The following is a 12,387-nucleotide window of genomic DNA, read 5'->3' on the forward strand; positions in this document are numbered from 1 at the left end:
AATCATCACCAAAACCAACAATAGGACACCCGAAATGAGCAACAAAGGGCAATTGCTACAAGACCCGTTCCTGAACACGCTGCGCCGCGAACATGTTCCGGTCTCGATCTACCTCGTCAATGGCATCAAGTTGCAAGGCCAGATCGAATCGTTCGACCAGTACGTCGTGCTGCTCAAGAATACGGTGACCCAGATGGTCTACAAGCACGCCATCTCGACAGTGGTGCCGGCTCGTCCGGTTTCGATCCAGCAGGATGGCGCGGAAAAGCAGGATTGATTTCATCCAACCTCATGACGGCCGCGCTTTGCGGCCGTTCGCTGCATGTTTGACAGGCCTGCAAGCGGTAATCGAGCAGTCATCGTTCAGCTTGATCTTGGTGAGCCCGGTCAGGCGGAGCGGCTCACCGAAATCACCTTGCTTGCGCAGAGTGCGGGCGCACAAGTGCTTGCCGTTGTCAGGGGAAAGCGCCGCGCGCCGGACGCTGCCTTGTTTGCGGGGCGCGGCAAGGTCGAAGAGATTGGCACTGTGTGCCGCGAGCACATGTGCGATCTGGTGCTCTTCAACCATCAACTCTCGCCAGTTCAGCAGCGAAATCTCGAACGCGAACTTCAGTGCCGGGTCGTTGACCGCAACGCGCTGATCCTCGACATCTTTGCCCTGCGCGCAAAAAGCCATGAGGGCAAGCTTCAGGTCGAGCTTGCACAGTTGGAGCATCTTGCGACTCGCCTTGTCAAAGGTTGGACGCACCTTGAGCGACAGAAGGGCGGCATCGGACTGCGTGGCCCGGGCGAGAAGCAGCTCGAAACAGACCGCCGTCTGCTTGGTGTCCGTGTCAAGTTGCTCAAGCAACGCCTGGCCGTTTTTGAACGACAGCGCACCACACGTCGTCGCGCAAGGGAACGCCGTGAGGTTCCGACGGTCTCACTCGTCGGTTACACGAACGCTGGCAAATCCACCTTGTTCAATGCGCTGACACGCGCCGGCGCGTATGCGGCCGATCAGCTCTTTGCGACGCTTGATACAACTTCGCGCCGGGTCTTCCTTGGGCGTGGCACCGTGGTCTTGTCCGACACGGTGGGATTCATCCGTGATCTTCCGCATTCGCTGGTTGCGGCTTTTCACGCCACGCTGGAGGAAACGGCGAGCGCAGATCTTTTGCTCCACGTCGTGGATAGCGCGAGTGACGATCGTGAAGCGCAAATCGAGGTGGTAAACAAAGTCTTGCAGGAAGTGGGAACGGGCGAAGTGAGGCAACTCGTGGTTTTCAACAAGATCGACGCAACACTGGCTGCGCCGAAGGTTGAGCGGGATGCCTGTGGTAACATCGCCCGCGTTTTTGTCAGCGCTCAGACTGGCGCAGGCCTTCAAGGGCTGCGCGAAGCTCTCGCCGAGATTCTGCTCGGTGAGGTCTCGCCCGCTGAGCCGGGCTGATCTCTAGGGCCACAGGATGGTCATCACTGGAATACTCATGTCTCTGAACGATCCGCGCTGGGGTAACAAGAACCAGGGTGGGGGCGACCGCGGTGGTAATCAGGGTCCTCCCGATCTCGAGGAAGTCTGGCGCGATGTGAATCGTCGCTTGTCGAATCTCTTTGGTCGCCAAGGTAACGGTGATCGCGGTGGTGATGGTGGTGGTGGCGGCTCGCCGAGCCCGCGCCAACTCGGTGGCGGGATCGGCCTGATCGCCGGCGTTGTGGCTGCGCTCTGGCTTGCAAGCGGCTTCTACATCGTTGATGCGAGCCAGCGTGGCATCGTGCTGCGCTTCGGCAAGTTCGTTGAAAGCACGGAGCCGGGCCTGCGTTGGCGTATGCCGTATCCTTTGGAGACGCACGAGATCGTCAACCTGACCGGTGTGCGTACAGTCGAAATCGGTTATCGCGGCTCGGAACGCAACAAGGTCCTGAATGAATCCTTGATGCTGACCGATGACGAAAACATCGTGAACATCCAGTTTGCGGTGCAGTACGTGCTCAAGGATCCGAAAGACTATCTCTTCAAGAACCGCGAGCCGGACGCGAACGTCGTCCAGGCTGCCGAGTCCGCTGTGCGAGAGATCGTCGGCAAGAGCAAGATGGACTTCGTCCTTTACGAGGGCCGCGAGCAGATCGCCACGGCCGCCGCGAAGCTGATGCAGGACATTCTTGATCGCTACGAGGCCGGGATCACCATTTCCAAGGTCACCATGCAGAACGCACAACCGCCGGAGCAGGTTCAGGCGGCTTTCGATGATGCAGTCAAGGCCGGCCAAGACCGCGAACGCCAGAAGAACGAAGGCCAGGCGTATTTCAACGACGTCGTGCCGAAGGCAAAGGGTGCCGCATCGCGGCTCTTTGAAGAGGCATCGGGCTACCAGTCGCGCGTCATCGCCAACGCAGAGGGTGATGCTGCCCGCTTCAAGAGCATTGTGGCCGAGTACGCGAAGGCGCCAGAAGTCACCCGCCAGCGCATGTACCTGGACACCATGCAGCAAGTGTTTGCCAATACCACCAAGGTCATGGTGGACGCGAAAGGCAATGGCAACCTGCTTTACCTGCCGCTCGACAAACTGACGCAGGCGACCTCGCAAGCGCAAGGTCTGACGCCGCAGACTTCGGATGTGTCGATGCCGGCGCGTGCGGCCGCGCCGAATCCGGCGTCAGAACCCGTGGGGGCACCCAAGGCGGATGTGCCGGTGCCTGCCGATTATCGTAGTCGCGAGGCAATGCGCTCGCGTGAACGAGGAGAGCGTTGATGCGCGAACGTTTGCCATTGCTGGCGGGCCTCGCGCTCGCCCTTATCGCGGTGCTGTCTCTGTCGATGTTTACGGTTGATCAGCGCCAGTACGCCATCGTGTTCCAACTTGGTGAGATTCGTCGCGTCACCAGCGAACCCGGCCTGTTCTTCAAAGTTCCGCTGATCCAGAACGTGCGCTATTTCGACAAGCGCATCCTGACCTTCGAGACCAGCGAGCCCGAGCGCTTCATCACGAGCGAGAAGAAGAACGTATTGGTCGATCTATTCGTGAAATGGCGCATCGTTGATTCCCGCGTTTACTACACCGCCGTGGGCGGTGATGAAGCCCGCGCTCGCACGCGGCTTGAGCAGACGGTCAATGCCGGTTTGCGAGAAGAGTTCGGCAAGCGAACCGTTCATGAAGTCGTCTCGGGTGAGCGCGAAAAGATCATGGACGAGATGCGCCGCAAAGCGGACCTTGATGCGCGCAAGATCGGTGTGCAGGTCGTCGACGTTCGCCTCAAGCGTGTCGAGTTGCCGGCAGAGGTGAGTGAAGCGGTGTATCGGCGCATGGAAGCCGAACGCAAGCGCGTCGCCAATGAACTTCGCTCGCAGGGTTCGGCGGAAGCAGAGAAAATTCGGGCGGATGCCGAGCGTCAGCGCGAGGTGATCATTGCTGAGGCCTACCGCGATGCGCAAAAGGTCAAGGGCGAGGGCGATGCAAAAGCCGCAGCGATCTACGCGGAAGCCTTTAATCGCAATCCCGAGTTCTACTCGTTCTACCGCAGCCTTGAAGCCTATCGCCAGAGCTTCAAGAACCGGAACGACGTGCTCGTCGTCGACCCGGCTTCCGAGTTCTTCAAGTACTACCGTGGAGCGGGTGGCGGCAAGGGCGTCAGCAGCAAGTAGGCCATGCTCGAAACCTTGCTGATGGCCTTCGCACTGATGCTGGTGCTTGAGGGGCTGCTTCCTTTTACTGCGCCAGGGCTCTGGCGCAAAATCTTCCTGCAGGTCGCCCAACTGGGCGACGGGCAGATCCGCTTTATCGGGCTGACCTCGATGCTGGTTGGCCTGATTTTCCTGATTCTCTCGCACTGAGTCCGATGCCGTCCCCCCACTGGGCATTGCCCGACCATATCGAAGACGCGCTTCCGCTTGAGGCCGCGCGACTTGAAGCCATGCGACGTCGTCTGCTCGACGAGTTCCGGCTTCATGGCTACCAACTTGTGATGCCGCCTTTGATCGAGTACGTCGAGTCGCTGCTCTCGGGTACTGGCAAGGAAATGGGCGAGCACACATTCCGCATGGCAGATCCGTTTACCGGGCGCATGCTGGGACTGCGCGCCGACATCACGCCACAGGTCACGCGAATCGACGCCCATCTGCTCAATCGTCAGGGGGTTGCGCGGCTCTGTTACGCCGCGAGTGTCGTGCGGACAACCCCGCGGTCGCTGCTGGCCTCGCGCCACCCGATGCAGTTGGGTGCAGAAATCTACGGTCATGCCGGCATCGAAGCGGACATCGAGGTCATTCGCCTGCTCGCACGGACGCTAGACGTTGCCGGGGTGAGGGCTTCCCGGATCGACCTTGGCCACATTGGCCTGTTCCGCGCTCTTGCACAGATGGCAGGTCTATCGGGTGAGCAGGAGCGCGAGCTGTTTGCCGTGCTGCAGGCCAAGGATGTTCCCACCCTCAAGAGCCTGGTTGATGGCCTTCCGGCCGAGGCTGCAAAGGGGCTGCTTGCGTTGCCGTCGCTCTACGGCGGTGCCGAAGTGCTGGTTCGGGCAGCCTCGGTGCTGCCGAAGTCTGCACAGATCGTGGATGCGATTTCGCAGTTGCAGGCGATTGCGGACGCTCTGCCGGATCTGCCTTTGTCGTTTGACCTGGCTGACTTGCGCGGCTACGACTATCACAGTGGATTGGTGTTTGCGGCGTTCTGCGCAAGCTCACCGGCTGCAGTCGCGTTTGGAGGGCGATACGATGAGGTGGGGCGCGCGTTCGGGCGTGCGCGCCCGGCAACGGGCTTCAGTGTGAATGATCTGCGCGACCTGATTGGCGTGAAGCCTGCGACCGCCTTGGCTGGCGCAATTCTGGCGCCCGTGCTGGCGGATGCTGCGCTGGAAAGCGCAATCACCGACTTGCGAGCGTCGGGCGAAATCGTGATGCGTGAGCTACCCGGCCATACGGGGTGCTGGCGCGAGGCTGGTTGCGACCGGCAACTGGTTCTGCAGGGAGGCCGCTGGACGGTTGCCCCGCTTCAGGGAGAATGAGAATGGCAAGAAACGTAGTCGTCGTCGGCACCCAGTGGGGTGACGAAGGCAAGGGCAAGGTTGTCGATTGGCTTACCGATCATGCACAGGGCGTTGTGCGCTTTCAGGGTGGGCACAACGCGGGCCATACGCTGGTCATCAAGGGCAAGAAGTACGCCCTCAACCTGATTCCGTCGGGTGTCATGCGCGAGGGTGTCCGCTGCTATATCGGCAACGGTGTTGTGCTCAACGCCGAGCACCTGCTGTATGAGATCGACAAGCTTGAAGCCGGCGGCATCGAGGTGCGCTCGCGCATCATGGTCAGTGAAGGCTGCCCGCTGATTTTGCCGTACCACCAGAAGCTCGACATGGCGCGTGAAGCCCGCCGTGGCGACGCGAAGATCGGCACGACCGGAAAGGGTATCGGGCCGACTTACGAGGACAAGGTTGCGCGCCGCGCGCTGCGCGTTCTCGATCTTTTCTATCCCGAAGTCTTTGCTGAAAAGCTGCGCGAGAATCTCGACTATCACAACTTCGTCTTGACCCAGTATTTCGGGGGTGAGGCTGTCGATTTCCAGTCGACCTATGACGCCGCCATGGCAACGGCTGAGCGTGTTCTGCCGCTGGTTGGTGACGTGTCTGCAGCCTTGCACGCGGTCAACCGTCGTGGCGAAAACCTGCTGTTCGAAGGCGCCCAGGGTACCTTGCTGGATGTGGATCACGGCACTTACCCGTACGTGACCTCAAGCAACTGCGTCGCCGGCGCCGCTTCGCCGGGCGCTGGGGTGGGGCCGAACATGCTGCATTACATTCTCGGCATCACCAAGGCCTATACGACACGCGTGGGTGCCGGCCCATTCCCGAGCGAGTTGCCGATCGAAGAAGAGGGTTGCGTTGGGCATCACCTTTCTACCGTGGGGCATGAGCGTGGTACGGTGACGGGCCGTGTGCGCCGTTGCGGCTGGTTTGATGCGGCCCTGCTGAAGCGTTCGATCCAGATCAACGGCGTGTCTGGGCTTTGCATTACCAAGCTCGATGTGCTCGACGGCATCGAAGAGCTGCAACTTTGTGCCGGCTATCGGCTCGATGGCAAGATCATCGACTTGCTGCCGATCGGGGCGGATCGCGTTGCGCGTTGCGAACCCATTTACGAAACCATGCCGGGCTGGACCGAGCCGACGGTTGGCGTGAAGTCGTATGACGCGCTGCCCGCCAATGCCCGGGCTTACCTGAAGCGGATCGAAGCCTTGTGCGGGGTGCCGGTAGATATGATTTCAACAGGCCCCGACCGCGAAGAGACCATCGTGTTGCGTCATCCGTTCAAGAGTTGAGCGCGGCGGACACCTTTTAACGCGATGGGGCCTGTAGCGCTGCGCGCTCAGGCCCCATCGATTTGATACTTTCACAAAGCATTACCCAGACGGAAGCGAATGACGCCAAGCAGCGCAGGGGAAGCAGAAAAGAAAAAAGCCAGCTCAGAGAGCTGGCTTTCCTGCGAAATTCTTGGTGCCCAGGAGAGGACTCGAACCTCCACACCTTGCGGCACTAGTACCTGAAACTAGCGCGTCTACCAATTTCGCCACCTGGGCATTCACCGCGTTGCGGTGAGAGCAGAATTATAGATAGAGGAACAAAATTGTCAACGACACCAGAGAAAAAAACACCTCGGCGCAAGGCCGCCAAAATTGTGGACGAGACCGTCCAAGTTGAAAGCAAGCCGGCACGCCCGAATCTTGCCAAAGTGCCCAAAGTGCGGCGCGCGGATCCGTTCTTCGAGCGCGAGCGCGAGCAATACGAATTTCCGCTCCCCAGCCGTGAATACGTGCTGCAGATCCTGATCGAACGCGGCGTGCCGATGACCGGCGAAGAGCTGGCCGATGCGCTGGCGATCCGCGAGGAGGAAGAGGCCTTTTTCGCCAGGCGCCTTGGCGCGATGGAACGCGATGGCCAGTTGATGCGGAATCGACGCAACGCCTACATCATCCCCGACAAGGCAGACCTGATCCGTGGGCGGGTTGAAGGTCATGCAGACGGCTTTGGCTTCCTCAAACCGGACGAGGGCGGGGATGACCTGTTCCTCGGGCCGCGCGAGATGAAGGAGGTCCTGCACGGCGATCGCGCCTTGGTGCGAGTGACGGGATCCGACTGGAAGGGACGGCGCGAAGCCAAGATCGTTGAGGTGCTCGAACGCGCGAACACGCGTGTGGTGGGCCGGGTGGTGGTCGAACATGGCGTCCACTATGTGGTCGCCGAGAACCGCCGCATCAACCAGGAAATCATGCTGGCACGCGAAGGCCGCACGAAGCTGCCGCTTGCCGGCCAGGTTGTCACGGTTGAGCTGATCCAGCAGCCAACCAAGAACAGCCAGCCGATTGGCAAAGTGGTGGAATTGCTGGGCGCCTACGCAGACCCGGGCATGGAAATCGAAATCGCGTTGCGCAAGCACGACCTGCCTTTCGAGTTTTCCAAGGCGGCCAAGGCTCAGGCTGCGCGCATCCCTGATCAGGTCCGTCCGAGCGATCTGGGCGGAATTCGCGAAGACTTGCGCGCGCTACCGCTGGTCACGATCGACGGCGAAACAGCCAAGGATTTCGACGATGCCGTGTATGCCGAGCGCCTTGACAAAGGTTGGCGCCTGATCGTTGCGATCGCCGATGTCAGCCACTATGTCACCGAAGGCAGCGCACTCGACAAAGATGCCTATGAGCGTGGCAACTCGGTGTATTTCCCCCGCCGCGTGATCCCGATGCTCCCGGAGAAGCTCTCGAACGGACTCTGTTCGCTGAATCCTCATGTCGACCGCCTCTGCATGGTGTGCGACATGGCCATCTCGGTGACCGGCAAGATCCAGCGCTATCGCTTCTATCCGGCGGTGATGCACTCGAAGGCGCGACTGACCTACAACAAGGTCGCCGCAGCGATCTACGAGAAGGACGAGGCCATGCGCGCCGAACTGGCGCCGGTCTTGCCGCAGCTTGAGGTGCTTGATGAGGTCTTCCGCACCTTGCTCAAGGCGCGTGCCCGCCGTGGCGCGATTGACTTCGAAACCACCGAAACCCGTATGGTTTTCAACGATCAGGGCAAGATCGAAAAGATCGTTCCGGAAAGCCGCAACGACGCGCATCGTCTAATCGAAGAGTGCATGCTGGCGGCCAACGTGTGTGCCTCGGAGTACCTTGAATTCAACGAGCAACCCTCCTTGTATCGCATTCACGCTGGGCCCAGCGTCGAGAAGCTCGAGAAACTGCGGACCTTCCTGTCGGAGTTCGGGCTTGATCTGGGCGGCGGCGAAGAACCGGCAGCGTCCGACTTCGCCCGGCTGATCGACCGCATCCGCATGCGCCCGGATCGCCAGCTGCTGCAGACGGTGATGCTGCGGTCTTTGCGGCAGGCGATGTACAGCCCGGATAACGTCGGCCACTTCGGGCTTGCATACGACGCATATACCCACTTCACCTCGCCGATCCGGCGCTATCCCGATTTGCTGGTGCATCGCGCAATCAAGGCGGTACTCGCGCGCCAGACCAGTCGTCGCAGCAAGAAGGCCGAAGCCTCCGCGCCGCTTGATCTGGATGAGGTCGGGGCACATTGCTCGGCGACCGAGCGGCGCGCCGACGAAGCGACGCGGGATGTCGAGGCCTGGCTCAAGTGCTTCTTCATGCAGGATCGCATCGGAGAGGAGTTCGAAGGCAGCGTATCGGCGGCGGTGCCGTTTGGTATTTTCGTTGCGCTCGACGACGTGTTTATCGAAGGCCTGGTCCACATCTCTGACCTCGGCGCCGACTACTTCCATTTCGATGACGCGCGTCACGAACTCGTGGGCGAGCGCACCGGGCAACGCTTCCGGCTTTCCGATCGTGTCCGGGTGCAGTTGGTGCGGGTGGATCTGGAATCCCGCAAGATCGACTTCCGGCTTGTTGCGGCCGCTGCGCCGGCGACGGCGCGCGTAGGCAAGACCGCGCGGGATAGCGCGCGTGGCGGCCGCGAAAGCGTGCCGTCCGCGAAGCTTGATGACGAGATCGAGTTGCTTAGCTGGCGCGAATTGCAGGGCGTCAAGGCGAGCCCTGCCGGCCGAGCCCCGCGTGGCGGCAAGGCCGCGCCTGCTGGGGCGCCGCGCGAAGGCCGCGCCCCGCGATCCGGTGGCAAGGCGGCGCCGGCAAAGGCGGGTGCCCGCGCCAAACCCAAGGCCGGCGGCAAGCCGGCGTCACAAACAAAGAAAGCGGCGCCCAAAGGCGGCCCGCGCAAAAAAGGAGCCCGCCGTGGCTGAGTCGAGATACATCCATGGTTTTCACGCCATCAGCGCCAAGCTGCGCCATGACCCGGAAGCCGTCTTTGAAGTGTTCATCGATGCCAAGCGCGCCGATGCGCGGGCAAAGGATCTGATTGCGCGCGCCGAAGTGGCCGGCGTGCGCTTGCATCCGGTCGATGGCGCCCGGCTCGATGGTATGGCCGGTACGCATCGCCACCAGGGTGTGGTTGCGCGCATCGATGCGCGGCAGCGCGCGCTCAAGGTTGAGGATGTCCTTGAAGGGCTGACCGAGCCGGCCTTGATCCTGGTGCTCGATGGCGTGACCGATCCCCACAATCTGGGGGCTGCGCTGCGGGTGGCGGATGGTGCCGGCGCGCATGCGGTCGTCGCGCCGAAGGATCGTTCCGTCGGTTTGAATGCCACCGCGATCAAGGTGGCAAGCGGCGCTGCGGACACTGTGCCGTACATCACTGTCACCAACCTCGCGCGCACCTTGCGTGAGTTCCAGGATGCCGGGATCTGGTGCATCGGCGCGGCCGGCGAGGCAGAAAAGGATCTCTACGCGGTCGATCAACGTGGCGCAATCGCCTGGGTGCTGGGCGCCGAGGGCGACGGGCTGCGCCGGCTGACGCGTGAAACCTGCGATGTGCTCGCCCGGATCCCGATGTACGGTTCGGTCGAAAGTCTCAATGTATCGGTCGCCAGCGGCATTTGCCTGTTCGAAGCACGGCGCCAGCGCGTGATTGCCGGGTGAGGCGATCGAGAGTTGCCGTGCAGGCGGACCGCGCGGCAATTGAGATGCGCGCCGCGAGGGTCCGCTGTCACACGGCTGATCGCCCGGGCCGTGTTATGATTCTGCGTGGCGGGTCTCCTCGCATTGCAGCGTGGGAATCTGGTCAGGTCCGGAAGGAAGCAGCCATAACCGCTTCCTGCAAGTGCCGGGGGTCAGGCTCGCCACCCTGAACACCATGAAAGCCGTCGAAGATTTCTTCGACGGCTTTCTGCTTTTTTCGGCAGGCAATCAGCCCAGGATGATCTGCACGCCCGCAAACACCGCGACGCCCGCTGCCATGCTGGCGAGCCCGGCAACGCGATGGCCGGTGCGCATCACACGCGGCACGATCTCGTGCAGTACCGCGAACAGCATCGCGCCGCTTGCGAAGGCCAGGCCCCACGGCAACACAGCCTTCGAATCGCTGACTGCACCGGCACCCACCATGGCGAAGAGCGGTTCAGCCAAGCCGGTTGCGGCGGCAAGCCCCACCGACACGGGGGCCGAAAGGCCGGCGCCCAGCAGCGCAAGCGCGACAATCAGACCCTCTGGCACATCCTGAAGCGCGATCGCAATCGCAAGACTGCTGTCGGCGGATTCGCCGGCACCGTAGGCCACCCCGAGCGCAAGCCCCTCCGGAATGTTGTGCACGGCGATGGCGGTGACAAACAAGAGCGTTTGCGCAGGAATCGCGTGCTTGATCGCGTGAGCATGCGGAATCAGACGATCAAAGTGGGCAAGCCCCATCGCGCCGGCGCCCGCGCCCAGCAACAAGATGGCGATTGCTTCGGCGGTGCTGGCCCCGAGTGCGCGCGACTCACTGATCGCCGGCAACGCGAGCGAAATCAGCGCGGCGGCAAGCATGACGCCGCCGCCCAGCCCAAGCAGGGTGTCGCGCGTACCCGGTCCGATCCGCTGTGCGGCGAGTGCCGGCAATGCGCCCAAGGCGGTGGCCAAGGCGCCAAGCCCACCCGCCGCGAGTGCGTGGATCAGCATCGGGTTGCTGGCGAATGCCTGAAGGCCGCGACTCGCGAGCACGGCTGCGCCGGCAAGTGCGATGGCCAAACCGAGCCGCTTGCGGGCCGGCAGCTGGATGACAGCGTGGGCGAGTGCGCTCATGGCGGGCTCCATTGATGAGTGACGATGGCGCAAGTTTGTTCGTGGGCGAAAGATCAATCCAGTTGATCGTTGCTAAGCAAGTGATTGGATATGACTATCGATACGCCCAGTGCGAGCCCCCGGGCTGGGCTTGCCCCTCTGCTAGAATCGCCCGGATGAGCTATCTGGTGCTGGCGCGTAAATGGCGCCCAAAAAGCTTCGACACCCTGGTCGGGCAGGAGCATGTGGTGCGCGCGCTTTCGCATGCGCTGGCGACCGGCCGTCTGCACCATGCATGGCTGTTCACTGGCACGCGCGGGGTTGGCAAAACGACGATCTCGCGCATTCTTGCCAAGGCGCTGAACTGCGAAACCGGTGTCACCGCAACGCCGTGTGGCGTGTGCTCATCATGTCTTGAGATCGACGCGGGTCGCTTCGTTGATTATGTCGAGATGGATGCGGCCTCCAACCGCGGTGTCGATGACATGGCATCGTTGCTGGACAAGGCGGCCTACGCGCCGACCCGCGGCCGCTACAAGGTGTACATGATCGACGAGGTGCACCAGCTCACCGGGCACGCCTTCAACGCGATGCTCAAGACGCTGGAAGAGCCGCCGGCGCACATGAAATTCATCCTCGCCACGACGGATCCGCAAAAGATCCCGGTGACCGTGTTGTCCCGCTGTTTGCAGTTCAACCTGAAACAGATGCCGCCGGGGCATATCGTCGATCATCTCGCTGGCATTCTGACGCAGGAGCAGGTGCCCTTCGAGGCGGGCGCGCTGCGGCATCTTGCGCGGGGGGCCAACGGCTCAATGCGCGATGCGCTGTCCCTGCTGGACCAGGCGATCGCCCATGGTGCCGGCCGGGTTGAAGAGCAAGGCGTGCGCGACATGCTCGGATCGGTCGGCGAGGACCAGCTTTACGAATTGCTCGATGGCCTCGCCAGCGCGAATCTGCCGGCGATGCTGGCAGTCGCAGAAGAAATGCAGGCCCGCAGCCTCAGCTTCGAGGCCGCCTTGCAGGCCCTTGCAAGCCTGATCCACCGCGTTTCGCTGACGCAGTTTGCGCCGCAGGCCATCACTGACCCTCATGAGCGTGAGCAGCTCGAAGGCTTTGCCGCGCGCTTCGACCCCGAGTTCCTGCAGTTGGCCTACCAGATCGCGATCCACGGTCGCGATGACTTGCCCTTGGCGCCAGACCCCTACGCCGGCTTCACGATGACCTTGCTGCGCCTGTATGCCTTCCGGCCTGAAAGCGGCAGTGGTGGCGGGCGCGGCCCGGGCTCGCCGGCGCCGGCGGGGGG

At 62.1% G+C, this 12,387-nt stretch carries 11 protein-coding genes, 1 tRNA gene and 1 other RNA gene; 11 read left to right on the forward strand and 2 right to left on the reverse strand.

Annotation, left to right across the window (positions count from 1 at the left end; translation table 11 throughout):
* Positions 1-34: 34 nt before the first annotated feature.
* Genes hfq through OPU71_RS03080 form a run of 7 tightly spaced genes read left to right on the forward strand, consistent with a single transcriptional unit; the run spans position 35 to position 6,293 of the window.
* Positions 35-277, forward strand: a complete 243-nt coding sequence (gene hfq / locus OPU71_RS03050) for an RNA chaperone Hfq (RefSeq protein WP_267724860.1) — start codon at positions 35-37, stop codon at positions 275-277.
* Between the two features lie 45 nt (positions 278-322).
* A complete protein-coding gene (gene hflX, locus OPU71_RS03055; RefSeq protein ID WP_267724861.1) occupies positions 323-1,432 on the forward strand; it encodes a GTPase HflX in 1,110 nt (369 codons plus the stop codon).
* A gap of 37 nt (positions 1,433-1,469) precedes the next feature.
* Positions 1,470-2,732 carry an FtsH protease activity modulator HflK gene (gene hflK / locus OPU71_RS03060; protein WP_267724862.1) on the forward strand — a complete coding sequence of 421 codons (1,263 nt, stop codon included), beginning with the start codon at positions 1,470-1,472 and terminating at the stop codon, positions 2,730-2,732.
* On the forward strand, positions 2,732-3,622 hold the full coding sequence (gene hflC / locus OPU71_RS03065) for a protease modulator HflC (protein WP_267724864.1): 891 nt from the start codon (positions 2,732-2,734) through the stop codon (positions 3,620-3,622). The genes hflK and hflC overlap by 1 nt, the downstream gene beginning before the upstream one ends.
* A gap of 3 nt (positions 3,623-3,625) precedes the next feature.
* Positions 3,626-3,811 (forward strand): DUF2065 domain-containing protein, encoded by a 186-nt coding sequence (locus OPU71_RS03070; RefSeq protein WP_267724865.1) that lies wholly within the window; start codon positions 3,626-3,628, stop codon positions 3,809-3,811.
* Between the two features lie 5 nt (positions 3,812-3,816).
* Positions 3,817-4,983 carry an ATP phosphoribosyltransferase regulatory subunit gene (locus tag OPU71_RS03075; protein ID WP_267724866.1) on the forward strand — a complete coding sequence of 389 codons (1,167 nt, stop codon included), beginning with the start codon at positions 3,817-3,819 and terminating at the stop codon, positions 4,981-4,983.
* 2 nt (positions 4,984-4,985) lie between these two features.
* On the forward strand, positions 4,986-6,293 hold the full coding sequence (locus tag OPU71_RS03080; protein ID WP_420712358.1) for an adenylosuccinate synthase: 1,308 nt from the start codon (positions 4,986-4,988) through the stop codon (positions 6,291-6,293).
* A 173-nt stretch (positions 6,294-6,466) separates the two neighbouring features.
* Here the strand turns inward: OPU71_RS03080 and OPU71_RS03085 are convergent.
* A tRNA-Leu gene (locus OPU71_RS03085) sits at positions 6,467-6,551 on the reverse strand.
* A gap of 266 nt (positions 6,552-6,817) precedes the next feature.
* Between OPU71_RS03085 and rnr the strand changes: the two genes are divergently transcribed.
* From rnr to ffs, 3 genes are all read left to right on the forward strand, one after another.
* Positions 6,818-9,229, forward strand: a complete 2,412-nt coding sequence (rnr, locus tag OPU71_RS03090) for a ribonuclease R (protein ID WP_267724884.1) — start codon at positions 6,818-6,820, stop codon at positions 9,227-9,229.
* Positions 9,222-9,965: a 23S rRNA (guanosine(2251)-2'-O)-methyltransferase RlmB gene (gene rlmB / locus OPU71_RS03095; protein WP_267724868.1), complete on the forward strand. Its 744-nt coding sequence runs from the start codon at positions 9,222-9,224 to the stop codon at positions 9,963-9,965. The genes rnr and rlmB overlap by 8 nt, the downstream gene beginning before the upstream one ends.
* A 107-nt stretch (positions 9,966-10,072) precedes the next feature.
* An RNA gene (ffs, locus tag OPU71_RS03100) (signal recognition particle sRNA small type) lies at positions 10,073-10,170 on the forward strand.
* Between the two features lie 62 nt (positions 10,171-10,232).
* On the opposite strand, the gene OPU71_RS03105 is transcribed toward ffs, so the two are convergent.
* Entirely contained in the window at positions 10,233-11,102 is an 870-nt protein-coding gene (locus tag OPU71_RS03105; RefSeq protein ID WP_267724869.1) for a ZIP family metal transporter, read from the reverse strand.
* A gap of 155 nt (positions 11,103-11,257) precedes the next feature.
* On the opposite strand from OPU71_RS03105, the gene dnaX reads away from it, so the two are divergent.
* On the forward strand, positions 11,258-12,387 hold a 1,130-nt coding region (gene dnaX, locus OPU71_RS03110; RefSeq protein ID WP_267724870.1), incomplete at its 3' end, for a DNA polymerase III subunit gamma/tau.

Source organism: Niveibacterium sp. 24ML (assembly GCF_026586805.1).
Lineage (GTDB): Bacteria > Pseudomonadota > Gammaproteobacteria > Burkholderiales > Rhodocyclaceae > Niveibacterium.

What these genes read in the sequence shown, in the direction of transcription:
- hfq (WP_267724860.1), top strand. Translation starts at nt 35, where the DNA reads ATGAGCAACAAAGGGCAATTGCTACAAGACCCGTTCCTGAACACGCTG.
- hflK (WP_267724862.1), top strand. Translation starts at nt 1,470, where the DNA reads ATGTCTCTGAACGATCCGCGCTGGGGTAACAAGAACCAGGGTGGGGGC.
- OPU71_RS03080 (WP_420712358.1), top strand. Translation starts at nt 4,986, where the DNA reads ATGGCAAGAAACGTAGTCGTCGTCGGCACCCAGTGGGGTGACGAAGGC.
- hflC (WP_267724864.1), top strand. Translation starts at nt 2,732, where the DNA reads ATGCGCGAACGTTTGCCATTGCTGGCGGGCCTCGCGCTCGCCCTTATC.
- OPU71_RS03075 (WP_267724866.1), top strand. Translation starts at nt 3,817, where the DNA reads ATGCCGTCCCCCCACTGGGCATTGCCCGACCATATCGAAGACGCGCTT.
- hflX (WP_267724861.1), top strand. Translation starts at nt 323, where the DNA reads ATGTTTGACAGGCCTGCAAGCGGTAATCGAGCAGTCATCGTTCAGCTT.
- OPU71_RS03070 (WP_267724865.1), top strand. Translation starts at nt 3,626, where the DNA reads ATGCTCGAAACCTTGCTGATGGCCTTCGCACTGATGCTGGTGCTTGAG.
- OPU71_RS03105 (WP_267724869.1), bottom strand. Translation starts at nt 11,102, where the DNA reads ATGAGCGCACTCGCCCACGCTGTCATCCAGCTGCCGGCCCGCAAGCGG.
- rnr (WP_267724884.1), top strand. Translation starts at nt 6,818, where the DNA reads ATGACCGGCGAAGAGCTGGCCGATGCGCTGGCGATCCGCGAGGAGGAA.